The organism is Lactiplantibacillus sp. 7.2.4 (assembly GCF_018991185.1).
Lineage (GTDB): Bacteria > Bacillota > Bacilli > Lactobacillales > Lactobacillaceae > Lactiplantibacillus > Lactiplantibacillus pentosus.
On the sequence record NZ_JAGYGS010000010.1, the window covers coordinates 1 to 24,485 of the forward strand.

Genomic DNA, 24,485 nt, shown 5'->3' on the forward strand with positions numbered 1-24,485 from the left:
ATCTCAAAATATCACCAAAACGTTAAAAAAGTCCGGCTAGTTGTGCATAACTAGTCGGACATTGAATTTTTCGTGATTAACCGGCAATCTAAAACACTAGAATGGCCGATTATTTCTATATAAACGGATTATTGCTGATGACAATCAACCAGCGACTTCCTATCAGTCGCGACTAATATAGCAGCGCTTAGTCATAGTCTAAACTTACAGGTCCGCTAGCACTTATATTGGTGTGGCCCACAACACCCAAATTGAAATGACCCAACAGTTATGCATTTTGCATAAGCCTTTTAGCATCGTAACGATTATGATAATTAACGTACTAGCGAATGGTTAACCAGCCAATGTACATTATCCAATGTAAATGATTCCCGCCAAAATGGCGACCGTTTCGGCGATGCGCAACCACCAACGGTAACGGGACCATTGCTTGGACGACCACTGTTGCTTGAGCCAACGATTGAAATAATGAGCGATTAACGGGGCAACGAACATCAAAAAGCCGCTCGACCAAAAGTTAATTTTGGCAGCAACGGTCGCCTGGTCCCAACCAGCACCCATTAAGCCGAGAATTAAGAGCCCATACAAAACCCACAACGTGATTACGAGTCCACGTTGTAGCCGGTGTTGCCACTTGGCAGTTAACTGGACTTTAAACGCTTGCCGTTTAGGCGTATCTGGTTTGGGTTGCGGGCTTACCGGCGCCGACTTGCCCGGGATGGCAGCGAGCATCGCCGTAGCGCTTTGATAGCGTTGGTCTGGGTCCAGTGCCGTGGCTTGGGCAATAATCGGGCCCCAGACCTCATCCGCAGTGCGGGTCGCTGTATCCAATGGACCGCGGGGCTCCTGACCCGTTAGTAAGCAGTTCAAGACCACCCCTAGCGAGTAAATATCACTTCGTTGGTCGGTCTGAGCAAACCCATAGTTCTCGGGGGCCGCAAAACCACTCGTTCCGAGTAAGCGGGTATCTGCGTTTTGGGCGACATGGTGCTGTCGGGCCGCATTCACGTCAATCAAGTAATAGTGGTCGCGATAACACATCACGTTGCTGAGTTTTAAGTCGCGATGCACGATTTCACGGTCAGCTAGTGCTTGTAAAGTCTGTGACAGTTCCGTTGCAACCCGGGCCGTCATTTCAGGGGAAAAAGGCCCCTGGGTTCGCAGTTGGTCGGCCAGAGTCTGACCGTTGATCAGCGTTTCGATACTGACGACACAATCCGGCCGCGTTAATAACGCCTCAATTTGGGGCATCCGGGGAACCGGTTGCTGCTTGAGTCGTTGCAAGACGGGTAGATTGTCATCACGCACGATTTTTGCGACGGACACCACTTGTTGCTTTTTAACTAATAATGGAAATTCGCGTGTTGGCAACAGCGGCCCCAGTGGTTCGTAGCCCGCTTCGCTCAATAATTGCATCGCCTGCACAATTGGTAACAACCGGCGGCCCCCCTTTTTACTTAAATTATCAACACTTATCATAACCATACTTTTGGAGGAATTACAATGTCAAAAAATAGTCAAACCGATCTCACCACATCAGTACCCCGCTCTCGGACGGCCGAATTAGTTCTCGGTATCATTGGCGGTATCTTTGGTATCATTGCCGGACTACTCGCCATGACGATCGGCGGTATCGGTAGCGCTCTTGAAGCCAGCGGTAGCGCCGGTGTTAGTAATCTCGGCGTCGGTTGTATCGTCGTCTCCGCATTAGCTATCATTTTGAGCGCCTTTATTAACCGCAACCACGTCTTGATGGGCTGGTTAATTATCTTATGCGGAATTCTGAATTTCGTGTTCGTTAGCGCCTTTGGGATTTTAAGCGGCCTACTGATCGTCATCGCAGGCGGCTTAGCACTGAGAAAGTAGGTCAAGCATATGAAGACAAGCAAATCATGGTATCAACGTTGGTGGGTCTGGGTGCTCATTGCCCTCGGCGCCTTTATCGTCATCGGCATCGTCAACTCGCCCGATGACGCGACTAATTCTAAGGCCGCATCTGCCAAACAGGCCACGAGTCAGAAATCTAGCTCGAAAAAGGCCACAACCAAGCGCGTTTACAAAGTTGGCGAAACGGCCACCATCGATCACGTTCAGGTGACAGTGACCGATGTCAAAACGGCCACGACACTGGATGATGATCAGCCGAAAACTGGCAATCAGTATTACACCGTGACGGTCAAGCTCAAAAATATCGGTAAGGAAAAAGTCTCCTACAACCCTTACGACTTCGAAATCAAAGCCGCTGGCAACCAAACCAGTCTGGATGAAATCAACATTGATGCGAATGACCAACTGGATAGTGGCGACTTGACCGCTGGTGGGACCGTCAGTGGAACCATGACCGGCCAAGCCAAAGCGAACGGGACCGTTGAACTGATTTATAACCCAAGTTACTTCAGTGATCGTCATTTGACCTTTAAATTGCAATAATCTCTGGTAAACTAATACTAATCAAACCACACGTATTAAGGAGGGCCAGTCGTGACAGAACGTAAAACGAGTGAACTTTTCAACGAAATCGAACAAGCAAGTGAGGCCGATCAATTTATGACAAATATGGCCAGCAGTTTCATCCGCACCAACCCAGCTGAATACCTTGCCGAGCTGATTCAGGTTAAGCAGGTCACTAAAAGTCAGGTCATCCGACAAGCCAATCTGACGCCATCGATTGGCTACCAGTATTTTGATGGCAAACGCCGCCCCAACCGGGCACGCATGATTGCGTTAGGCTTTGGGTTCAAGCTTTCACTGACTGAGCTCAATACGATGCTCAAACGAACCGGCTATGCCGTCTTGTATGCCAAAGATGAATGGGATGCACTGATTATCTTTGCACTCAGCCAGCGCTATGATTTAGACCGTACTGACGAGCTTCTCTACCAATACGGATTAGGGACAATTACCGCAGCTGATTAGCACGGACTGGGGCGGGCACTCAAATTCACTGATTAATACAAAACGACTGATTCAAGTCACGGCCTATTATGAAGGTCGCTTTGAATCAGTCGTTTTTTATGTCGCTGCCGGGATACCGCTAAATAAGATTTACAGTCTATCAACTTCACTTGACGAAGCGCTTAAATAAAAAGATAATAGCTCCCGCTCAATCCAATAAACAGGTAAATCAGGTGGCGCACCGTTGTCATCGGTAAATGCGGTAGGATGCGTGCCGCAATTGCAGTCCCAATGACCGCCCCGACCATTCCAATCAAGATATTTGGAATCAGAACTGGTGTCAAAATGCCGTTGAGCACCCGCACCGTTGAGATATAGACGACATCAATTAAGAAGAAGGTTTGTAAGTTACCCAAATAATCAGCCGTTGTATCTGCCAACGAAAGAAAATACAGTGCCATTAAGGGGCCACCGATACCAAACAGGCCATTGAAAAAGCCTGAAATAATCATAAAGATTCCGGCTAGCCACCACGGGTAGACTTGGGTGGCCGCGCGTTTGCTTAGACTGAAGTAAATTGCCAACGCCACTAATAAGGCCCCGAGTAACCGGCGTAATAGTTGCACATCCAATTCTTGACCGAGATGCACTGAATAGGCCGCTACACTCGCGTAGATGATAAACGGAATCACGATTTGGCGTAAATGAATATGGTGCCGATTCCGCCAAACCAAAGTCAGTACGCTTGCCGCCATAATCACCCCAGCAACCGCAGCACTTTGCGCAATTGAAAAAAGTTGCGGTAGAAAAATCATCATGACGATTGCTGCCCCAAAGCCGGTCAAGCCTTGGACTAGTCCTGCCAACAGTCCTGGTAAGAATACCAATAACCACGTCATTTACAGGCCTCCTCACAATTATTTTAACCATAATAAAAAAGAACCGGATCATCCAGTTCCAACTAACATCATATATGAATTAACAACACGAAAATCATCACTGATACTAAGCCGATCACCACCGACAACGTCATTGAACGCGTCCGGTAGGCCACAAATCCAACGAGAATCGCTGAAATGATCATGCCCAGATTACCCGAAGTAATCACCGCGTACTTACTATCAATGAAGACGCTTTTGACAACGAGCGCTGTAAACAGTGAGACGGGTACGAACCGCATCCACTCGTTGAACCATTCTGGAATCTTCCGCTTCGTAAAGAACAGTAATGGAAAGAAGCGTGGAATAAAGGCCACACACGCACAAAAAATGACCAACCAAAAGTGGTCCATACTACTCATTGAGCTGACTGATTGCATAAGAAAAACCCCTCTGTGCCCTACTTGTCAGATTCTTCCATGGCTGCTGGGCCAGTGGGATCGTGAACCTTATAGAGTAAATGACTTTCTGGCTTATGTGCTAACAAGTAACGTTCAATAAAGTAACCGGTCAATGATGCGAGTAGCGTTGAAACGACTAAGCCCAACGTACTCTTCATCAAGACTAGGAACCCGATCGTTAAAACGCCAGACAATATCGCAACTAAGATGATCAAGCGACTCTTAGTTTGCATAATTGCCATATAAATGAACAGCGCCGTTAACGCAAAATCGACCACTTGGAGATTAATCGTCAGGGCACTGCCAATCAGACTCCCGACAATGTTACTGACGGTCCAGAATAGCAACGAATAGTGTTCGACCAACAGTGCTTGTGATGGTTTCCAATGCTTATCGGTTGCGAACTTTAAGTAGTTGACCGCGTAGTTTTCATCATTCATCGAAAACGCAAACGTAAAAATAAACGGTAGCGATTGCCCTTTTAAGTAACGCGATAGGCTGGAACCTAACAAGGCGTACCGTAACTCCAAGAAAAACATCATCAAAATAATGGTTGTCATCGGTGCATTGATTGTCAGCATCGATGCGATTAAAAATTGGGCGCCACCGGAAAAGACCATTACCGAAATTAACGCCGTCAGTAGATGGTTGAACCCGGCCGCATGCAAGAGCACCCCACACGCTAACCCGATGGGAATATAGCTAAGCCCAAGTGGCATCACAGTCCGCAATACCACTAACCAATTTGGCTCGTTCTTTTTCACCAAGAATGCCTCCAGTACCATACCAGTAAAGAATTCTAGCAACAATGTTGAGCGTCGAACTACTTAGACACTCGAACTTAATTTTAACATGTTTTTTATAGCAATCCTACACCTTGTTAAGTTTTTCAGCGTATGTAAGCGGTTCCTTAACTATTTTTCACTTAAAATGTTGTCCCAAAATCACCAAATCGTTAGGACGACCACCTAACTCAGCCACTGCTGGCAGGAACCCCCACTGTTCATAACCAAATTTTTTAAAGAGCTTAATGCTGGCCATATTACTTGAAAAAATGTACGCGACAATCGCCGTTAACCCCAGTGCTGGTAGCTTTTGTGGAATCAATGCCAGCACTTGACTACCCAGGCCCTTACCTTGAACGCTACGATCCAAATAGACTGAAATTTCACTAGTCTTCGCGTAAGCCGCGCGCCCGTAGAATGGCGATAAACTGACCCAGCCAATCACTAAGTCATCGTTGATCACGACCCACATTGGATAGTGTTCTGGCGTATGGCTCAAAAACCACGGCCGCCGCTGCTCCACCGTGACTGGCTTAAGGTCAGCAGTCACCTGATGACTTGGAATCGTTTGGTTATAAATATCCACAATAATTGGTAAATCCGACATTGTTGCGATGCGTAATGACACACTCATAGCTTCCCACTCCATTCGTCTTAACGATTACTCTCAGTTTAATTATACATTTGATTGGAAGTTATGCTAACTAAATTCGACTCGGATTTTATCGAATGAGTTGGATTATTGTTCGTCTGCCGATGTGCGCCTTAGTCCGACTTCCGGGGCTGGCTGACAACGCTGGAACAGGAAAAATAGATTAAACTCAAATTGTTTCCAGCTATTTTAAATCAGCTATCTTTAAACTTAAGTAATCACACGTCTCATCATTATTAAGGCTGAATGCGAACTCACATCACGCATCTACCAGATTCAAATATCAAAGGCCATCTTCATATACATCACCAAGCTTTTACAATCTAATTGGTTCTAAAAGAATTCACCCGCTTAGACCTGATACAATTCAATCGAGCGAATCCGCAATACTTTTCACCATTATTATCCAATGATATCAATCCGACTGTTCCCACACATCGAGGACAACTAGTACACCAACCCGCTAATCTGGTATTTTGATTTTGGCCACTAGTTGTCGCAATTCTTGTCGTTCATCCGTCGATAAGTTGGCTAACATTTCTTCGTGGACTTGCTGGCGGGTTTCTTTAAACCTCTCAGTGAGCTTACGGCCTTCATCAGTTACGAAAATCTTCTTGTTTCGCGAGTTATCACTCGGTATTTGCCGTGTAATCAACCCCTGCTTTTCCATATTTTTTAACATCACCGATACGGTTGCGGCTTTTCGTCCAATCAGGTCAACAATGTTTCGTTGAATAACGCCTGGATGGGCAACAATGAAAGCTAAGACCATCAATTGCTGTGTTGGGATAGGTTTGGCCATTCTTTCGCGTACTAGTACCTCTTCACCACGGACGACTTGGTGAAATAATGCAATTGTTGCTTCAGTATCTACCATATTCTCACACTCCATGGTTCAAGTATACCAAATAAAATTAGTCATCAAAACTGTTTGCAATACTAACTATTTAGAGTTAGCATTGCAAACAGTTAGTTTAACTAACATTATTTAGAAATGAGGTTTTATCATGACTAACGAATCAATCCAGGTAACCAATCTCGATCCGCGCATCGTTAAGTTTCAACAAACCATTCTAAACAAATATGCTACCGCCAATCAAACCGCACTCAAAGGGCAGATTGTCATCACTGGCTCATCGACCGTTGAAATTTTTCCAATTGAAGCGCTACAAACAAAATTACAGCTCAAACATAAAATCTATAATCGTGGCATTCGCGCAATGACCACTGCCGACGAACTTGCGCATATGGATACCCTGATTTTTGAGCTCCAACCCAGTATCCTGTTCCTACAAATCGGTGCAAATGACATGAGCTTTAACCTACCAGAAGAAACCATGATGCATAATTATGATCAGATAATGACGCTAATTGCTAACAAGCTGCCGAATACACAAGTCTATATTATGGCCTATTACCCAATCAACACCGTCGCCGACTTTAATCCCACTGATGATCCCCATCCGAATGTTGCGCAACATCGGACTAATGCGATGACAATGGCAGCCAATATCAAAGTCAAAGCGCTAGCTACAAAGCATCACTTCGATTTCATTGACTTAAACGCTGGGTTAACGGATACCGCGGGTAATTTAAAGAAAACACTCACTTTTGACGGTCTCCATCCACTTCCTGCTGGCTATGACATCATTTTTAATAATATGTTACCTTATTTGAAATAACCATCACTCGCCCAATGATATGAACTAGCATCAAAAAAATCGCCTCACCAGAATTACAAATTCTAGCGAAGCGATTTTTTAATAAGTCATTCGACTAACGTTAATTGTCAAAATCAAATCGGACTTTACGATAATTTCAGTCACGTAACGCGCTAGTTAAACCAGCTACGAACGCCGCGCCACATCCGAACAAAGATGTTTGCTTTGTCGATGGACTTCTTAGGCGTAACGTTGACGGTCATCGTCTTGCTAGTCGTCCCATCGACCACTTGAATGGTCTTCTTGTTAAGGCTTAACTTAGCAGTCCCGACCGTTTTGCCATTTTTGACCGGTGCTTGTAGCTTGCCAGACGTCGTTGCTGACTTCTTCAAGCTGACTTTCCCAGTAACTGAACTAGCGTCAGAACCAGTTGGTAAGTAAACTTTAGTGGCCTTACTGTTTGATACCAGCTTCGAAGTCAATGCCTTCCCATCTTGAACGTCAACTGACTTGGTGCCATTGATCGTCCCATTCTTGTTGATGGTCGTCGTCGTGAAGTTGTGGTAGACGTACGACATGATTTCGGCCGTTTGCGTAAACCGTTCCGTCCCACTATCATTGGCGGCACCAGCATGCATAACGACGGTAATGATCCGGTTACCATTGCTGAACTTGACCGTTCCAGTGAAGGCATTCCCAGCCTTAGTGGAAGTCCCGGTCTTCAACCCATCAACAGGCAATGCAGAATAGTGCTTAACTAAGCCCTTCAGCATGTAGTTCCGGTTATCCATCTTCGTTGCGGAACTCGTACCCTTTTCAAACCAGGCATGGGCGATGCTAGAAGTCTTCAGGACTTCAGGATAAGTGGATAATAATTTTTGCGCAACAGTGGCAACATCTTGCGCTGACATTTCGTTTTCAGTGCTACCAGAGACGTTGCTGTAACCGATCGTACTCCCAACTTCCTTGTTGGTCAGCCCGCTGGCGTTAATAATCGTTGCATCCGTGATGCCCCACGATTTAGCCGTCTTCCGCATCAAACTAACGAATTTGTGTGGACTACCGGCGACCGCGTCACCTAAAGCTGTAACGGCGGCGTTAGCGGAGTAGATTTCAGTTGCATTGTACAATTGCCGTACGGAATAAGTCTTGGTTGATAATAATGGCACGTTCGCATATTCCGTATTCTGACTCATCTTAGCGACAGCCTTGCTGACACTGATTTTTTGATTCCACGATAACTTGCCTTCGTGGATGGCCTTAAGAATGAGGTACGTACTCAACATCTTAGTCATTGAGGCAATCGCCATTGGCTTCGTACTATTCTTGTCGTACAGAATCTGACCAGTCGACGCGTCCACGGCAATGGCCGCTTTCGCTGAAATCGATGGTGTGCTGGCGGCTTGGGCCTGTAAGTCAGCACCTGCAATGCCTAAACCAGCCGTACTAAACGTGACCGCCGCAACGAGGGCAATCACAAGTTTCTTTAACTTTCCCGCAAATCTCATTTCTCAATTATCCCTTTCCTGAATGCTATGTTTAGTTTAAATAATTATGTGCATGGAAACAAGCTAATTTATCATATTTGACTGTTTTTTTGTTAATGGGTGGTCATGCTTCACAGGAAGATGGATCACAAAGCTCGTCTGCTCATCATCACTCTGCGCATAAATGTAGCCACCGTGATGGTCGACGATGCTCTGAGCGATGGCTAGCCCTAGTCCAGACCCGCCCGTCGCTTTGGAACGTGATTCTTCAACCCGATAGAATCGTTCAAACAGCCGGCCCAGGGATTCAGCGGGAATCCGTTTGCCATCGTTGGTGACGTGAATCACGACTTCATCATCGCGTTGCTCGGCCTGCAAGAAAATATTTTTGGCACCCGTCCCATATTTGAATGCGTTCGTAATCAGATTGCTGAACACGCGGCCGAGTTTTTCCGCATCCGCCTCTAAATAAATCGGTTGCGGCCCCGTCTCGACTTGAATCGTCAGATGCTTCTTATTGGCTTCCAATTCAAAACTCGCCGCCAATTGTTCCAACATCGCTGTCAGGTTCAGCTTAGAAATCGCAAGTGGCGTCTCCGTTTGCCGTGACTTCGTATATTCAAACAAGTCCTCGACCAGTGATTTCATCTGAGTGGCCTTTAAATAAGCGATATGGGCGTATTTGACCAAGTCCTCGCTCGATTGGTACTGCTTATTCTCAATCAGCCCGAGATAGCCGATAATCGACGTCAGCGGCGTTCGAATATCGTGGCTGACATTCGTGATCAGCGCATCCTTGGACCGCTCGATCTCGCGTTCTTCATCCATCGAATGAATTGCTGAATCGACTAACGCATTGACGCTTTCAACCACGCGTTGGGTATCGCCAGTCAGATTAAAATCAATCCGGTGGTCAAAGTGCCCGGCAGCAATGTAATGTAATTCGCTAATAATGTGGCGCAATTGCATTTGTTTATAGCGCCGAATCAGCCGCCAATACAGTACGAATCCGTCTGCCACCAGCATTAAGCCGATGAAGATATTCTCATAACTCCAGAGTTGGTAATTGTTCGGGCCAATTTTGATGGACCGTTTAATTTGGAAAATCCCACTTTGGAGGCCCGGATTATGCGCAATCGTACTGTTGATCAAGACCACGATCGACAAGTTTAAAAGGAGTAGCAAAATAACCGTTACTACTCCTTCAAAAAACAGTTCACTTTTTTCGCGTCCCGTTAATTTCACAAGTTAACCCTCACTTAACGCGCTTCAATCTTATAACCAACGCCCCAAACGGTCTGAATGACTTTTTCACCATTCGTCGCTTCTTCAATCTTATCCCGTAAATGACTCACGTGCACCATCACGGTCTTAGCCGACACAATGCTCTCTTGTTGCCAAACACGTTCAAAAATATCATCCGCCGAAAAGACCCGGTTGGGGTGACTTGCCAATAGGTATAAAATACCGAATTCCAAGGCCGTTAATTGAATATCCTTACCAGTCAGCGTCTTAACTTCATGCGAATCCTTGTTGATCGTCAACGGGCCAATATCCAACACATCTGGTTCAGTGGTCGTGACATTATTCTCAGAACGCCGCAAGAGTGACTTGACCCGGGCCATGATTTCCAGTGGGTTGAATGGCTTGGTGACATAGTCGTCTGCCCCAGTAATCAGCCCTTGAATCTTATCCATGTCACCAGTTTTGGCGGATAGGACAAGAATTGGTAATTGTGAATCCTTCCGAACTTCCTTGATAACTTCGATACCGTCCATTTCGGGCATCATGATATCCAAAATCATTAGGGCTATATCTGGGTTCGTATTTAACTTAGTCAGTGCTTCGCGGCCATTGTAGGCGCTAATTGGCTCATAGCCTTCATTTTTTATATAAATTTCTAATAGTTGTGCAATTTCTTTGTCGTCATCGACTACTAAAATTTTCATTATATTAGTCTCCTTAAATAATCCTGCTTTTATTTTACCAAAAAACCGGACTAACTTGGCACTTAACGGTTGATTTTAGGGAAAACGCAACTATTATGTGTCGCTGGAGTTAACGACTTGGTGGCGTCGCATGAATTCGCCATACTAGTCTTCATTGCGTTTCACTTTATTTACCGGTTCAACAACGCTACCACAGTAAGCGAATCTTGCGCTTACGTTGCTGATGACCCAAACACGTCAGACAACGTGGCAGGACGCCCCGAATTATTAGCCAATTAATAGGTCCATCATAGCGCAATCAGGCCGTTCAGCCTAATAAAAACGCGTGATGAGGCGATACAGTAAATAATAAGCAAGATTAAATAGCTGTGTTACGAGCTTAGTCAGTCATAATGAACTTGACAGCCCTTACCTAATTCATTTACAAATTCTTGAAATCTCACCCAACAAAAAAAGAGATGCCCATCACCTGGACATCCCCGAATTTGATTTAGCCATTAACTGAATAGTTAGGCGCATTCTTAGTAATTTGAATTTCGTGTGGATGTGATTCGCGTAAACCAGCGCCGGAAATTTCAACGAATTGCGCATTATCGATCAACGCGTCAATATCCTTCGCACCAACGTAACCCATCCCGGAACGTAAGCCACCGAGCATCTGGAAGATGATATCATTGACGCTACCCTTGAATGGGACGCGACCTTCAACCCCTTCAGGTACTAACTTGTTGGCTTCGTTCACGCCACCTTGGAAGTACCGGTCAGATGACCCATGAGCTTGTGACATCGCACCAACAGAACCCATGCCACGGTAGAACTTGTATTGACGACCATCATCGAAGACCACTTCACCAGGTGCTTCCGTCGTACCGGCTAACATGCTACCGAGCATGACGGCGTTCCCACCAGCAGCTAAGGCTTTCACGATATCACCGGAATACTTGATCCCACCATCGGCAATGATTGGCTTACCATATTCACGGGCCACGCTAGCTGCGTCATAAACGGCCGTCAATTGAGGCACCCCAACACCAGCAACGATCCGTGTCGTACAAATCGAGCCAGGGCCGATACCAACTTTGACAACATCGACGCCGGCTTCAAACAAAGCACGGGTTCCTTCAGCAGTGGCGACGTTACCAGCAATCAAGGTCTGCTTTGGAAAGTGTTCCCGAATTTCCTTGATCTTGCGCAGAACACCGGCTGAATGACCATGGGCCGTATCGATCACGATCGCATCGGCACCAGCCGTAAATAAGGCTTCGGCACGGTCAAAGGTATCGCTCGTTACCCCAACGGCTGCAACGGCTAATAAGTGGTTATTGGCGTCAACAGCGGCGTGCGGATGGTCATCATCCTTAACGACTGCTTTGACCTTCTTAACTTCTTCAGCTTGCGCTTCAATGCTTAAGTTCTTATGGATAACTGCCAAGCCACCTTGGTTAGCCATGGCAATTCCCATTGCGGATTCTGAAACAGTGTCCATTCCCGCACTGATAATTGGAATATTCAGCTGCAAATTATCGGCAAGTTTAACACCTAAATTGACTTCATTCGGTAAAACATGACTTTCGGCCGGAATTAATAGTACATCATCGAACGTGTAACCCTTTTTTCCAAACTTTGTATCCCAATTAGACATTGAACGTTAGCTCCTTATGTTTTTATTTTTATCTGTAAAGGTAACAAAACATCCGCATAAATGCAAGGGGTTACGTTCATTTTCAGAAAGTTCTTATTTTTCATTAGTAAATTCGTAACCTGACCAGCCATCGTAACTAGTGCTGGAAACGGCTGGTTGTCACTATCGCTATCCGGTGCTGACATCAGGCTAGCTAAAGCGGCTCTCACCACAATATCATTCGGTACGGCTCACTAATATTAAGTGCCACCGTTTCAAGTTAATCACCGGCGCTCCAGCCAACTGTAGGCAACCCAAAAACGCCCCCAAATCAGTTGTACCCTGACTTGGGGACGTTCATTTTTAAGTTTCGTTGTCACTATTAAGACTACCGAGTGCATTCAGCGCCCAGTTAAGCTAATTGACTGGCTGCCCGCGTTTGAATTCAGGCGTAATCCACACCAGTCTAATCAGTCGTGGCTCTAAAACATGCTCGTCGTAATATTGAACCGGCGCTTTAACCACATCCGGACAAAGAAGACCACGACAGCGATGATCAAGTAAGCGATACCTGGTAAGACAGGGTTCAATGGCCCTTGAATCATTGACATCGTCGTGAAGACCAACATCCAAACGATAATGGCTAGCACTGACCAGGCAATCTTCTTCCAGAGGGAAACCTTCTTACCATCCTTGGTTGGCATGAGGTATTCAAACAACTTCGCAACCCCTAAGCCCCCGATGGCTGACGTAATCAAGATCGCGGTGATCCCGTTGGCACCCGCGGAGTTCTTAGTGGCATTATTGCCGATGAAGCCCATGATCCCGTACATCAAGCAGAAGATCATGAATAACATCAGCCCATTATCCAACGCCGTGACCCAGTAGTTGGCCTTTTGACGTTCGACCGGTGTCTTCTTCGGATTAACGATTTCCTCTGTTCGTTCTTGGACCGTCCCGTATAATTGACGGGCGGTCGTGCCGCGGCCCTGTTCAGCCAAGAGGGTCGCCGTCATTTCATCTAACACGGCCGTTTTGCGTTCACCGGTTAGTGATGTGGCGTCCAATGACTTGCGCATCTGCCGCATATATTCTGCATTCCGCTTAGTCAGCTCAGTGGCTTCATGAATCGGCCGTTCAGCTGCTTTGACCTGCTTAGCACCAGCAGCTGCATTCCTTGGTGTCTTTGAAGTTTCGCTCTCACTCACGATACATTGCTCCTTTCAGCTAAACGTTGAAGCGGAATTCAACGATGTCACCGTCTTGCATGACATAGTCTTTACCTTCCAAACGTAACTTACCATTTTCCTTAACTTTTGCTTCCGAACCAGCTTCATCCAACGCGTCAAATGACATCACTTCAGCCCGAATAAAACCACGTTCAAAGTCAGAGTGAATAATACCGGCTGCTTGAGGCGCCTTAGTACCGCGTTTAAACGTCCAGGCACGGGTTTCCTTGCCACCAGCCGTGAAGAAGGTTTCAAGGCCTAAGAGCTTGTAAGAAGCCCGAATCAGCTTATTCAAACCAGGTTCTTCGACACCTTCCGCGGCTAGGAAGTCGGCCTTGTCGTCATCATCCAATTCGGCGATTTCTTCTTCCGTTTCAGCAGCGACACCAATTGCTTGGGCCCCTTCCTGCTTGGCGTAGTCCGCAACGACTTGGAAGTACTTGGAATTTTCAGGGTCCGCCATATCATCTTCAGCGATGTTCGCCACGTACAGCACTGGTTTGGACGTCAACAAGAATAATCCCTTGACGATTTGTTGGTCGTCTTCGTTGAATTCAAGGGAACGAACTGGTTTGCCGGCTTCGAGGGCTGGCTTGATTTTTTCCAAAACCGCTAATTCAGCCTTGGCTTCCTTATCATTCCCCTTAGCAGCCCGTTGAACCTTAGCTAAACGCTTGTCAACGGCTTCTAGATCCGCCAGACTCAACTCTAAGTTGATGGTTTCAATATCATCCTGTGGGTCGACTTTCCCCGTCACATGGGTAATGTTATCGTCATCAAAAGCCCGGACAACGTGCACGATGGCATCAACTTGGCGAATGTTTTCTAGGAACTTGTTCCCCAGACCTTCACCCTTGCTAGCGCCCTTAACGATTCCGGCAATATCGGTAAATTCAAACGTCGTTGGGACGACGTTCTTAGCTGGAATAATTTCTTGAATGCGATCGAGTCGCTTGTCGGGAACTTCCACCATCCCAACGTTTGGATCGATGGTCGCGAATGGGTAGTTGGCCATTTCGGCGCCCGCCTTCGTAATTGCGTTAAACAATGTGGATTTACCAACGTTTGGTAACCCAACGATACCTGCTGTAAGTGCCATATCGGTTATTCACTCTTCCTTTTTAATAATTAAGCTTGGTCGGCTTTGCTTTCTAATACTTTTTTGAGTTTCTTATTGAATTCGCGACGCGGCATCATGACCACGTGACCGCATCCCGTACATTTGATTTTAATGTCGGCACCCATCCGGGTAATCTCCCAGCGATTGACACCACACGGATGCGCCTTCTTCATTTCGACAATATCACCTAAATCATACATGCGCAACGCTCCTTTATAAAATAATTTATTTGCGTTTAAACGTTCAGCTGAATATCAGCACCCAACTGACGCGTCCAAACTAGTTCAAGTCAATACTCAAGATTTCCAAAATACGCGTCAAATCCTCGTTAGATAAGTATGGGATCTCAATCTTCCCCTGATCCTTCTTATTGGCCTTGGCTGAAATTGAAACGGCAGTCCCAAATTTTTCTTGCAACTGTTCCTCACTGGCACGAATGTACGGTGATTTCTTAACAGCCACTTTTTTAGCGGGCTTTTGATCCTCACCATTATAACGTGCGACGATTTGTTCCAGCTGCCGCACGGTTAAGTTATCTTTGACGACCCGTTTTGCCAATGGCGCTAGCTTGGTCTTATCCTTCAGCGATAACAGTGTCCGGGCTTGTCCCATCGACAACTGCCCTTTTTGAATGTACTGCTTGACGCCATCCGGAAGTCCTAATAGGCGTAAGTAGTTGGCGATGTATGGCCGACTCTTGCCTAGTCGTTTGGAAACCTCAGCTTGCGTCAACTTCAGCTTCTTCATCAAAGAATCGTAAGCTTCGGCTTCTTCCAGCGGTGTTAAGTCTTCCCGTTGCAAATTCTCCAGCACGGCAACTTCCATCATCTGTTCTTCAGTGACATCACGCACGATGGCTGGAATCGTCGTCTGATGGGCTAATTTAGAAGCCCGAAAACGGCGTTCGCCGGCAATGATCTCGTACTTGTTGATTTCCGCATCCGGCTGCCGCACAATGATTGGCTGGAAAACGCCAGACTTTTCAATTGAGCTCGCCAATTCTTTTAAAGCAGTCTGGTCAAAGGTACGCCGTGGCTGATAGGGATTGGCATGAATATCTTTGAGGTCCAAATCAACGACGGACTCTTCACTAGCTGGTTCATTAACATCGGCAAATAGCGCGCCAATTCCGCGTCCTAGTGCCTTATTATCTTTATCTTTACTTGCCATGAGCAGCCAACACTTCCTTTGCTAGAGCTAAGTATACTTGTGCACCCTTCGAACGCGCATCATAATCCACGATTGACAAACCGTGACTTGGCGCCTCAGACAAGCGAACGTTTCGAGGGATGATCGTCTTATAAACGGCATCCTTGAAGTATTTGCGGACTTCCTCGTTGACCTGTGCACCCAGATTGGTCCGGGCATCGTACATCGTGAGTAAGACGCCTTCGATACGGAGTTGTTTATTAAAATGTTTTTGAACTAACTTGATCGTATTTAATAATTGACTGAGCCCTTCCAGCGCATAGTATTCACTCTGAACAGGAATCAGAATCGAATCGCAGGCGGTAAAAGCGTTGATCGTCAGTAGCCCCAGCGAAGGCGGACAATCGATCAAGATGTAATCATAGTCTGCTTTCACGTCATCGATTGCGTCACGCAAACGAGTCTCACGCGCCATCATTGGGGTTAGTTCGATTTCAGCCCCGGACAATTGAATTGTCGCTGGCACAATATCCAAGCCCTTGTGACTCGTTGGGATAATCGTCTCTTTGATGGGAACGTCATTGATCAAAACGTCATAAATTTCACGTTCAATGGTCGACTTCTGAATACCGAGGCCACTCGTGGCATTCCCTTGCGCATCCGTATCAATTAATAAGACTTTTTGGCCTAATTCGACCAGACTGGCTCCGAGATTAATACTCGTTGTCGTCTTGCCAACGCCACCTTTTTGGTTAGCGAGTGCAATTACGGTTCCCATAATTATTGATCACCCCTTGGTTGATTTTTTGGAATTTCAATTGTAATTCGATAGCCATCCGTCGTCTCTTCCTCATGCGTTTTAACTGGAAGGCCGGCATCCGTGACCATCTTGATTGATTTTTTGATTGTGTTGACTGCAATGCGCGTATCGCCAGTCAACCCGCGCGCCCGCTTCCGTTTAGGCTTGTGCGGCGTTTGCTGTTTTGCGACTAACTGCTCAGTCTCCTTCACCGTCAGCTGATCTGAGACGACCTGCTTCAAAACAGCTGGCTGTTGCGCCACGTCCAAATTAAGTAACGCACGTCCATGCCGCTCACTGATTTGACGTTGCAGTAGTGCAGTTTGAACGGGTTGAGCAAGCTTCAATAATCGCAACTTGTTCGCCACTAATGACTGGCTCTTGCCCAACTCTTTCGCCAACGCGGACTGGGTCAAGTGATTGAGTTCCATCAATTCTTGATAAGCCCGAGCTTCTTCAATCGACGTCAAATCCTGGCGTTGCAGGTTTTCAATCAGCGCCATTGAAGCCGTCTCACCATCATCCATTTTCTGAATAATAGCGGGCACATCTGCCCAGTGCAGTGATGAAACGGCACGGAAACGGCGTTCACCCGCAATAATCTCGTATTTTTGAGGTTCATATTCTCGTAAGACGATCGGTTGTAACAACCCGTGGTCAGCAATCGTCGTCGCTAATTCGTTGATTCCAGCTTCATCGAAGACTTGCCGAGGTTGAAACCGGTTGGGAATAATGGCAGTGACCGGAATCCGAACGATTTGCTGGTCGGTCGGCGCTGCAGCCGTCTCATCTTTGTGTTTATCACGATTGGAACCAAATAAAGAAAATGCCATTGAAATACCTCCCCACCTTACATTACATTGGCGCCGTTAACGGCTGTTTAGCCGGTGTTCCCGGTTTACGTGGATAACGTTTTGGTGACGGCTTGCGCTTGTCAATGACAATGATATGCCGCGGGTCATCCGTTACCGGCAACGTGAAGGCCGTGTCCTGCACGATCTTACCGCCTAATTGCTGTACCGCGTACGTCCCCTCCGCCGTTTCAGTCCGGGCATTGGCCGCTTTTAACGCCACCATCTGCCCACCGACTTTCACTAGCGGCAAACATAGCTCACTCAGTACAGACAACCGCGCCACTGCACGGGCCGTTACCACATCGTAGCTTTCACGATGCACGGACTTCTTACCGGCAAACGTCTCCGCGCGATCGTGGAACAATTGAACGTCTTCCACGTCTAGTTGTTGCACCAAATCCTTTAAGAAATTGATGCGCTTGTTCAACGAGTCAACGATCGTCACTTGTAGTTGTGGAAAAGCGATTTTCAATGGAATGGATGGAAAACCAGCCCCGGCACCCACATCACAAATCGTCAGTGGCTGTTCACGCAACGCCGGAACGTAAAATGCCGGTGTCAACGAATCATAAAAGTGTTTCAGATACACTTCTGGTTCGGCTGTAATCGTGGTGAGATTAAACTGCTGATTGGTTGCGACCAACAATTTGAAATACGTTGCAAATTGCGCCAATTGCTTCGCCGTTAACGCAATACCATGCTGAGCTAGCGCTTGTGTAAATTCTTCTGGATTCATTCGTAAATACTCCTTAAAAGGGTCACATTCGTCCTCTTTTTGTGAAACAACCTAATGTTTCACGTCACCTCATAACTTTAACGTAAATAGCACGCAAAATCAATGTTGCGGCCCGCCGATTTAATCGTGAAAAGCCTTGAAAAGACTACCTTTCCAGTCATCTTCCCTAGCGATATCGATTATGATTTTTTTCGCACGCCATTGCCGCCCTCCCGTTCTCACGATCACATCACTCACACTACCACATAACACGCTAATGATTACCAGTACTAATCACTGTTAAAACGTGCCGGTTAATTCAGATGCTTGTTCGTCTGCACGTGCGCGCCATAGTCCGACTTCCGGGGCCGGCTGACAATTGCTGGAACGTAGCCGACATCGATTTGAACTCACGCAGAAAATCACTGCGCAATTTCAAATACGAGTCTTATTCTAAGCCGGAAGAAAATCACTTCCGACTAAGAATAATTTGGCTACTGAGCATTGTCAGCCAGCCCCTCCAGTCGGGAAGCCGCTCGAATGGCAGATAAACGGCCACCTAAATTGGTGCAATTGATCACTGAATATTGGGCGACTGATCCTTCAGATAAACTCATAATCAGCAATGACGCTGATTTGTGGCATGTAAATCCTGTGAAGACGGTCTAAAGATCATTGATAAGTATTACTGGTAACTAGCTTTAAAATTCACCGATAGTATTGCCTTTCGTCTAGGATTCAAGGTTTGTAATCTCGGTCGACTAGAAAAATAACAATGCTCAGTGATGCTATTGATTTATAACGTTCAAATACAAGTTAGGATAACTTAGTGAAAACAGTAGCTCACCTTACAGTTTGAATGCTTAAAATAACCGTATGTTAAGAATCAATGACCAATCTATCAAAAGTTGAGTTCGCATATGTCTGCCTTTCGAACACCATCCCGGCTGGAAGGTATTCTAGGCAAGGCCCAGTGGTGAAATTCCACTTAGCAAGCGTTCTTTGCTTGGTTAGTGGAAGGCCAGTGTTTGAGACGCGGGTTGTCGGCTCAAACCTGTACCCACCACGTCACGGCCATTGCCCAGAATGCCTGGAAGCCGGTGTAGGAAGCATCCACTACAGCAAGTTTACGCGAACTCGCACTATTCCCAGCGGGCCTCAGCTGGCCGCCTTTGACTTTGAACTAACCGGCACGTTTCAACAGTAAGTCATGCCAGCTACCGAAAAGCGTAATAAAAAAAGAGGCCAGCATATGCTGACGCTCTCCGTAATTAAATAATGACTGGTTGGTTTACCAAACGAATAGGCCAACGACACCAGCAGATAATAGTGAAACTAAAATACCAGATAATAGCATGTAGCCGACGTTCCGTGAAATCAAGTCGTTCTTTTCACGACTAACGATTCCCTTGAAGGCCCCAATAATCATCCCAATCGTTGAGAAGTTCGCGAAGGAAGTTAAGAAGACCGTCAAGACTGCCCGGAAGTGAGGGGCATAATCATTGATTTTGCTGGTCACTTCACCCATGACAACGAATTCGTTAGTAACTAACTTGGTCCCCATGTACGAAGCCATTTGGAAGGCATCACTAGGATTGAACCCGAGTAACCAAGCAAATGGGAACATGATGACCCCAAAGATATTTTCAAGTGATAAATTGCTGTTGATCAAACCTAATAATTTATCAATTAATTTCGCTAACGCAACGAAGGCGATAACGTTAGCAGCGATAATCAGAATCAGGCGCCCAGCGCCTAAAATTGAATCGCCTAAGAAAGAGAAGAATGGTTCGCGAGCTGGCTTAGCTTCTTTAACTTGTTCATGAGCTAATTCTTCAGAGCCGCTCGTTTCAGTGGTCTCGGTAGTTTCTTCAACAGCTGCGCTACCAGAGATTTTGGCAATGGTATCTTCTTCCGGCTTAACATCGACCGGATTCAGAATAGCAGCAATAATTGCGGCGTTTAAAACGTTCATTGGTACCGCAGTTAAAATAAACTGACCAGGCATCATCTTAATGTATGCCCCTAAGATTGACGCGGTCACACAACTCATTGACATCATTGCGATCGTCAAGTTCCGTTGCGCCTTCATCTGCTTCAACTGTAATTGTGAAACAGCGAGGGCTTCCGTGTTACCTAAGAACATCATTTCAACAACGAAGAATGATTCGAACTTTGGTTGACCGGTAATGTAAGCTAACCCGCGGCCGACCCATTTGATAATCCATGGTAAAACGCCAATATAGGTCAAAATATCGAATAATGGCACAATCAACAAGATTGGTAATAATGAACTAGTGACAAAGTCCATCGACTTAACATTGACCCAACTAGCCAATGCGAAGGCGATCCCATCGTATGAAACATTAACGAGCCAAGTAAACCCATCCGCTGCCGCTTTGACCGCGTCAACACCGATTTGTGACCCCGTTAAGAACCATGCCAATAAGACTTCTAGTACTAACATGACACCAACTGAACGCCAGTTAATGGCGTGCTTTTGCTTGGAGAATAAGTAGGCAATGGCAATGAAAACCACGATCCCAATAATATTAACTACCAAGTTAAAGACCATGTGAATAATCCCTCTTCCCTATGAATGTAAGAAATATGACAAAACTACTTCTATTAATTTACCATTTAATGACCTGATGCGGTAGCACTTTTTAAAGAAAAGATTAAGTTCTTAAGTAGACCGTACCAATTTAGTAAAAAGGTCAATCCAGATTTGATAAGACGCCGTTAAAGCTTAACCCGCGCTTTCGGTTGATTGTCATTTTGAAAGCGTAAATTCAGTCCAGCTAGCTGCCATCTGCCATAGGTCACACGTTATCATTACTAGAATTTATTTATTACGCGTTAATATTTGATATTGCCGATAATTAAAACGTGTCAGTTTTCAGCGTTGTCAGTCGGCCCCGGAAGTCGAGATTGCACCCCGGCCGATGAATAGCAAACCAAAACACGATTCAATCACAAAAGGCCGTCTCAGTTAAAATACCGAGACAGCCTTTCACAAGACATTACTATATTCGTGTTAAACCCGTTTGCGTTGATTTAGCTCATCAGCGGGACGATACCAGATACTGACTAGCACTAGCACCAGGAAAAGCCCCGTCATCGCCGCAATCGACTTATTGGGTGTTAACTTGATTTTTTGCGTTGGGTTCTTTGGCTTAAAGACCCGATTAACGTTCCATTGCATGGTCATTTGAGGTTGCTTGGTAATTGCGCCCGTGTCATTCGAAAAGTGCAGTAGCCCACTACCATAAAGTGCTGGCGTCTTACCATGATTAATGATCGTGACGTTCAGCTGCTTAGCATGGACCGCCCGATAATTGATCTGTTGTACCTTTTCAGCTTGACCCGTCACTCGTTTCAAGACGCTGCCTTGGTGCTTAACAACGATTGTCACGCGATTCTTCGACTTGGTGTGTAACACTAACTGGTTGCTTTGTTCACCATGCAGTCGAACAACGAAGTGATAGCGATTTTTAACGCTCAGCGTATTCGGGGTGAAATAAGCCCCGTTTCCCTGCATCGCAATCGAGATCTGGTTCACGGTTACTTTTTTGCTCATCTGCATCAGATTCAGCATGCCAACCAAGGCGCCCAACATCAGCACCCAACTGACCGCCAATCGTCGTTTGAAGTTCAAGGCCAGCGCTGGCATTGTGCTCCAGCCCTCACACCCGAGCAACATAATGATGGGTAACAATGGCAAGGCATAGCGCGGTTCAACTTCCCAAATAAGCACATGAAAGGCTGTCAGTCCAAGCAAAACTAAGCTGAGCATCGCCGTTGAAATCAAGTGTTTTCGCTGCGTGAATAGTTGCCATATACTTCCAATCAGCAGGGCCAAATACCAGCTCTGTGTCAGCAATAATGCCCAGAATTTATAGTGCCGTTGGTGCAGAATATACCGTGAAGGCGCTTTGAGCCACTGAGCAATCAAATTGATGGCGTCGAAGTCACCATGACTATAAAACACGCCTAGTTTTTGATAAAAATGATCGACTAATCCAAGCGGTCCCATCTGCTCAACGCGTGACTTAATGGACTCAGCCGCCATTTTCTTCTTAGCAGCCTGAGTCTTCGTATTGCGAATCGGATAAAAATCGGCACCATGATATTGCCCCTGCGTATCCGGATTCAAGCTCATGGCAATCCAACTCGTGACCGGCGTGGCCAGCTCAGGATCCTTGACATAGCCGTTATGCTTAGCGGCCGTCGTCATCAACATCGTGATCAGGCCCAATGTCACGACACTGCCCACTAACCATTCAACAGCTAGTCGCCATCTGGTTTTGTCGCGCACCACCATCAGGCCGACCGTTAACAGGACCGCGATGATTAGCACCACTAGATTGCTCTTCATCACATAACCCATTGCGAGCAGTAACCAGGTCCCGACACCCGCAAGCCACCGTTGCCAGCCACGCTTGTTCACAAATAACCAGCCTAACGCCGCCACGTTTAGCGCCAGTGGCATCACGAGGGCGTCGTTGTATGGAAACACTCCGTAGCTATAGACGGGGATACTCAGCAGCCAAGTCAGCATCAACAATAACCCACTTGGACGCCAATGTTGCCAATGTTTGAGCAGCACCAATCCCGACAACAGTCCAGTATCGATCCACGCAAACCGCAACAGGTTCAGGATCATCCACGGTGCCTTGATGCCCATACCTAACAAGAGCTTGATGAACACACTTTCCAGCAGCGCAGAATTCACATTATTAGGATAAACTTTGAAATAATACGCCCAGCGATGACTGCCTTGCGCGAGCGCAATCGCTTGGTTACGCACAAAGTAGACGTCGGCCCGCGTCGCATCAATAAAGTGGACCGCCACCCACACTTGCGCAATCAGGATCAATCCGGCAATCCCATACAACCAGTAGCGATAAGTGCGCGCCGAAATGTTCTGACAGGCCTTTTTGATCGCGTTAAGTATCAGCAAGAAGCCTAGCGCCGTCACAATCAGAATGACTGGTTTTGCCCAGTCTTCCTTGTTGAAGAAGTCTGTCGGCATTAAAGCAGCCAGCAACAGAACGATACTTAAAACACCAGCGGCTAGCCAGTTGAAGCCAATCAATAACTTTCTAGTCACTAAGACGCACCTACCATTTCATTCAGCTGGGCTGTTTGCTGTGTCGGCGTATAGTCATCTTGTTCGATAATATAACGCGGACGGTGTTTGACCTCCGCATAAATCTTCCCGATATATTCGCCAATCACACTGATACCGACTAATTGAATGCCACCTAAAAACCATAAGCTGGTCATTAACGACGTCCAGCCGCTGATGACATTGCCGGTGAAGAAGCGGACGATGGCGTAAATGACCATGATGAGGCTAATCCCAATGACTAAAATTCCCAACGACATAATTGCTTTTACTGGTGCAATCGAAAATGAGGTAATACCGTCAAAAGCAAATGACAACATCTTTTTGAGTGGGTACTTAGTCTCACCCGCGAGTCGGGGTTTGCGTTGATAGTAAAGTTTTTCGGTATTAAAGCCCAATTGCGGTACAATACCGCGCAGGAACAGATTGGTTTCTTGATATTCCATTAGTACGTCGATTGCGCGTCGTCCCAGCAGTCTGAAATCGGCATGGTCTGGGACCAATTGAACACCCATTTTCCCCATTAAGCCGTAAAACGCTTCGGCGGTCCACCGTTTAAAATGAGAATCGCTCGAACGATCATTGCGCACGCCTAAGACCACCTCATTGCCCTCTTGATAGCTCGCAACCATCTTAGGAATCAGGTTCTCATCATCTTGCAAATCAGCATCGATCGTAATCACACAATCTGAGTACTTCCCCGCAACCTTCATTCCGGCCATTAAAGCATTCTGATGGCCAAAGTTTCGACTAAATTTTAATCCGGTAAACAACGCATTATCACGTTCTAATTGTTGAATCAATGACCAAGTCTTATCACGACTACCATCATTGACAAACAAAATCTTACTCTTTTGACTTACTTGCTTGATGTCAATCATATTCTGCAATATCTGACGTAGTGTCTCTGCCGAAGTCGGTAAAACTTCAGCCTCGTTATAGCATGGCACCACAATCGTGAGCGTTGTCAGCTTCATTCTTAATACTCCCCCTATAATAAACCGGTAAATTACGGCGTCATACATCGCCGCTACCTGCCCCTTATTTAATTCCAAACGATGATGAACGTTATAGTTAGATTTTAGCGTTTATCGTCGAC

General features: G+C 46.2%; 24 protein-coding genes. 4 read left to right on the plus strand and 20 right to left on the minus strand.

Annotated elements, in window-relative coordinates; translation table 11 throughout:
* Positions 1-351: 351 nt before the first annotated feature.
* Positions 352-1,437 carry a protein kinase gene (locus KGF70_RS05130; RefSeq protein WP_253954802.1) on the minus strand — a complete coding sequence of 362 codons (1,086 nt, stop codon included), beginning with the start codon at positions 1,435-1,437 and terminating at the stop codon, positions 352-354.
* A gap of 66 nt (positions 1,438-1,503) precedes the next feature.
* Here KGF70_RS05130 and KGF70_RS05135 point away from each other — a divergent pair, with 66 nt between their 5' ends.
* From KGF70_RS05135 to KGF70_RS05145, 3 genes are read left to right on the plus strand one after another with little or no spacing between them, the layout of a single operon-like run.
* Positions 1,504-1,866: a DUF4064 domain-containing protein gene (locus KGF70_RS05135; RefSeq protein ID WP_088770627.1), complete on the plus strand. Its 363-nt coding sequence runs from the start codon at positions 1,504-1,506 to the stop codon at positions 1,864-1,866.
* 9 nt (positions 1,867-1,875) lie between these two features.
* Entirely contained in the window at positions 1,876-2,430 is a 555-nt protein-coding gene (locus KGF70_RS05140; protein ID WP_105921665.1) for a DUF4352 domain-containing protein, read from the plus strand.
* Between the two features lie 51 nt (positions 2,431-2,481).
* Positions 2,482-2,916 carry a hypothetical protein gene (locus KGF70_RS05145; RefSeq protein WP_050339842.1) on the plus strand — a complete coding sequence of 145 codons (435 nt, stop codon included), beginning with the start codon at positions 2,482-2,484 and terminating at the stop codon, positions 2,914-2,916.
* Positions 2,917-3,077: 161 nt separating this feature from the next.
* Here KGF70_RS05145 and KGF70_RS05150 read toward each other — a convergent pair whose 3' ends face one another.
* From KGF70_RS05150 to KGF70_RS05170, 5 genes are all read right to left on the minus strand, one after another.
* Positions 3,078-3,794, minus strand: coding sequence for a sulfite exporter TauE/SafE family protein (locus tag KGF70_RS05150; RefSeq protein ID WP_105921047.1), 717 nt, complete (start codon positions 3,792-3,794; stop codon positions 3,078-3,080).
* 68 nt (positions 3,795-3,862) lie between these two features.
* Positions 3,863-4,213: an AzlD domain-containing protein gene (locus tag KGF70_RS05155; RefSeq protein WP_003642419.1), complete on the minus strand. Its 351-nt coding sequence runs from the start codon at positions 4,211-4,213 to the stop codon at positions 3,863-3,865.
* A gap of 20 nt (positions 4,214-4,233) precedes the next feature.
* Positions 4,234-5,019 carry an AzlC family ABC transporter permease gene (locus KGF70_RS05160; protein WP_021337274.1) on the minus strand — a complete coding sequence of 262 codons (786 nt, stop codon included), beginning with the start codon at positions 5,017-5,019 and terminating at the stop codon, positions 4,234-4,236.
* Between the two features lie 136 nt (positions 5,020-5,155).
* A complete protein-coding gene (locus KGF70_RS05165; protein ID WP_216786418.1) occupies positions 5,156-5,653 on the minus strand; it encodes a GNAT family N-acetyltransferase in 498 nt (165 codons plus the stop codon).
* Positions 5,654-6,134: 481 nt separating this feature from the next.
* A complete protein-coding gene (locus KGF70_RS05170) occupies positions 6,135-6,548 on the minus strand; it encodes a MarR family winged helix-turn-helix transcriptional regulator (RefSeq protein ID WP_216768413.1) in 414 nt (137 codons plus the stop codon).
* Between the two features lie 130 nt (positions 6,549-6,678).
* Between KGF70_RS05170 and KGF70_RS05175 the strand changes: the two genes are divergently transcribed.
* The gene (locus KGF70_RS05175) at positions 6,679-7,353 is read left to right on the plus strand and encodes a GDSL-type esterase/lipase family protein (RefSeq protein ID WP_216768415.1); all 675 of its coding nucleotides are present in this window, start codon (positions 6,679-6,681) and stop codon (positions 7,351-7,353) included.
* A gap of 152 nt (positions 7,354-7,505) precedes the next feature.
* Here the strand turns inward: KGF70_RS05175 and KGF70_RS05180 are convergent, their stop codons facing one another.
* From KGF70_RS05180 to KGF70_RS05245, 14 genes are all read right to left on the minus strand, one after another.
* Positions 7,506-8,840 (minus strand): D-alanyl-D-alanine carboxypeptidase family protein, encoded by a 1,335-nt coding sequence (locus tag KGF70_RS05180; protein WP_216768417.1) that lies wholly within the window; start codon positions 8,838-8,840, stop codon positions 7,506-7,508.
* A gap of 63 nt (positions 8,841-8,903) precedes the next feature.
* Positions 8,904-10,064, minus strand: coding sequence for a cell wall metabolism sensor histidine kinase WalK (locus KGF70_RS05185; protein ID WP_050339852.1), 1,161 nt, complete (start codon positions 10,062-10,064; stop codon positions 8,904-8,906).
* A gap of 14 nt (positions 10,065-10,078) precedes the next feature.
* Positions 10,079-10,768: a response regulator transcription factor gene (locus tag KGF70_RS05190; protein ID WP_003639824.1), complete on the minus strand. Its 690-nt coding sequence runs from the start codon at positions 10,766-10,768 to the stop codon at positions 10,079-10,081.
* A gap of 490 nt (positions 10,769-11,258) precedes the next feature.
* Entirely contained in the window at positions 11,259-12,410 is a 1,152-nt protein-coding gene (locus KGF70_RS05195; protein WP_101874094.1) for an IMP dehydrogenase, read from the minus strand.
* Positions 12,411-12,871: 461 nt separating this feature from the next.
* Positions 12,872-13,597 carry a DUF1129 domain-containing protein gene (locus KGF70_RS05200; RefSeq protein ID WP_003639827.1) on the minus strand — a complete coding sequence of 242 codons (726 nt, stop codon included), beginning with the start codon at positions 13,595-13,597 and terminating at the stop codon, positions 12,872-12,874.
* 19 nt (positions 13,598-13,616) lie between these two features.
* Positions 13,617-14,717 (minus strand): redox-regulated ATPase YchF, encoded by a 1,101-nt coding sequence (gene ychF / locus KGF70_RS05205; protein ID WP_216768422.1) that lies wholly within the window; start codon positions 14,715-14,717, stop codon positions 13,617-13,619.
* Between the two features lie 29 nt (positions 14,718-14,746).
* Positions 14,747-14,938, minus strand: coding sequence for a DUF951 domain-containing protein (locus tag KGF70_RS05210; RefSeq protein ID WP_003639829.1), 192 nt, complete (start codon positions 14,936-14,938; stop codon positions 14,747-14,749).
* 79 nt (positions 14,939-15,017) lie between these two features.
* Positions 15,018-15,908, minus strand: coding sequence for a ParB/RepB/Spo0J family partition protein (locus KGF70_RS05215; RefSeq protein WP_050339853.1), 891 nt, complete (start codon positions 15,906-15,908; stop codon positions 15,018-15,020).
* Positions 15,898-16,665 (minus strand): ParA family protein, encoded by a 768-nt coding sequence (locus KGF70_RS05220; RefSeq protein ID WP_003639831.1) that lies wholly within the window; start codon positions 16,663-16,665, stop codon positions 15,898-15,900. The genes KGF70_RS05215 and KGF70_RS05220 overlap by 11 nt, the downstream gene beginning before the upstream one ends.
* Positions 16,666-16,667: 2 nt before the next feature.
* Positions 16,668-17,519: a nucleoid occlusion protein gene (gene noc / locus KGF70_RS05225; protein ID WP_050339854.1), complete on the minus strand. Its 852-nt coding sequence runs from the start codon at positions 17,517-17,519 to the stop codon at positions 16,668-16,670.
* A 22-nt stretch (positions 17,520-17,541) separates the two neighbouring features.
* Complete coding sequence (gene rsmG, locus KGF70_RS05230; RefSeq protein ID WP_216768423.1) at positions 17,542-18,276, minus strand: 16S rRNA (guanine(527)-N(7))-methyltransferase RsmG; 735 nt, start codon at positions 18,274-18,276, stop codon at positions 17,542-17,544.
* A gap of 1,270 nt (positions 18,277-19,546) precedes the next feature.
* On the minus strand, positions 19,547-20,830 hold the full coding sequence (locus tag KGF70_RS05235) for a NupC/NupG family nucleoside CNT transporter (RefSeq protein ID WP_050339855.1): 1,284 nt from the start codon (positions 20,828-20,830) through the stop codon (positions 19,547-19,549).
* 462 nt (positions 20,831-21,292) lie between these two features.
* Complete coding sequence (locus KGF70_RS05240; RefSeq protein ID WP_216768424.1) at positions 21,293-23,368, minus strand: hypothetical protein; 2,076 nt, start codon at positions 23,366-23,368, stop codon at positions 21,293-21,295.
* Complete coding sequence (locus tag KGF70_RS05245; protein WP_050339857.1) at positions 23,368-24,363, minus strand: glycosyltransferase family 2 protein; 996 nt, start codon at positions 24,361-24,363, stop codon at positions 23,368-23,370. Before KGF70_RS05245 ends, KGF70_RS05240 begins: the two co-directional genes overlap by 1 nt.
* Positions 24,364-24,485 lie beyond the last annotated feature (122 nt).

Coding starts and splice junctions, on each gene's coding strand:
- KGF70_RS05135 (WP_088770627.1), top strand. CDS start 1,504: ATGTCAAAAAATAGTCAAACCGATCTCACCACATCAGTACCCCGCTCT.
- KGF70_RS05140 (WP_105921665.1), top strand. CDS start 1,876: ATGAAGACAAGCAAATCATGGTATCAACGTTGGTGGGTCTGGGTGCTC.
- KGF70_RS05150 (WP_105921047.1), bottom strand. CDS start 3,794: ATGACGTGGTTATTGGTATTCTTACCAGGACTGTTGGCAGGACTAGTC.
- KGF70_RS05155 (WP_003642419.1), bottom strand. CDS start 4,213: ATGCAATCAGTCAGCTCAATGAGTAGTATGGACCACTTTTGGTTGGTC.
- KGF70_RS05160 (WP_021337274.1), bottom strand. CDS start 5,019: ATGGTACTGGAGGCATTCTTGGTGAAAAAGAACGAGCCAAATTGGTTA.
- KGF70_RS05165 (WP_216786418.1), bottom strand. CDS start 5,653: ATGAGTGTGTCATTACGCATCGCAACAATGTCGGATTTACCAATTATT.
- KGF70_RS05170 (WP_216768413.1), bottom strand. CDS start 6,548: ATGGTAGATACTGAAGCAACAATTGCATTATTTCACCAAGTCGTCCGT.
- KGF70_RS05175 (WP_216768415.1), top strand. CDS start 6,679: ATGACTAACGAATCAATCCAGGTAACCAATCTCGATCCGCGCATCGTT.
- KGF70_RS05180 (WP_216768417.1), bottom strand. CDS start 8,840: ATGAGATTTGCGGGAAAGTTAAAGAAACTTGTGATTGCCCTCGTTGCG.
- KGF70_RS05190 (WP_003639824.1), bottom strand. CDS start 10,768: ATGAAAATTTTAGTAGTCGATGACGACAAAGAAATTGCACAACTATTA.
- KGF70_RS05195 (WP_101874094.1), bottom strand. CDS start 12,410: ATGTCTAATTGGGATACAAAGTTTGGAAAAAAGGGTTACACGTTCGAT.
- ychF (WP_216768422.1), bottom strand. CDS start 14,717: ATGGCACTTACAGCAGGTATCGTTGGGTTACCAAACGTTGGTAAATCC.
- KGF70_RS05210 (WP_003639829.1), bottom strand. CDS start 14,938: ATGTATGATTTAGGTGATATTGTCGAAATGAAGAAGGCGCATCCGTGT.
- KGF70_RS05215 (WP_050339853.1), bottom strand. CDS start 15,908: ATGGCAAGTAAAGATAAAGATAATAAGGCACTAGGACGCGGAATTGGC.
- KGF70_RS05220 (WP_003639831.1), bottom strand. CDS start 16,665: ATGGGAACCGTAATTGCACTCGCTAACCAAAAAGGTGGCGTTGGCAAG.
- noc (WP_050339854.1), bottom strand. CDS start 17,519: ATGGCATTTTCTTTATTTGGTTCCAATCGTGATAAACACAAAGATGAG.
- rsmG (WP_216768423.1), bottom strand. CDS start 18,276: ATGAATCCAGAAGAATTTACACAAGCGCTAGCTCAGCATGGTATTGCG.
- KGF70_RS05235 (WP_050339855.1), bottom strand. CDS start 20,830: ATGGTCTTTAACTTGGTAGTTAATATTATTGGGATCGTGGTTTTCATT.
- KGF70_RS05245 (WP_050339857.1), bottom strand. CDS start 24,363: ATGAAGCTGACAACGCTCACGATTGTGGTGCCATGCTATAACGAGGCT.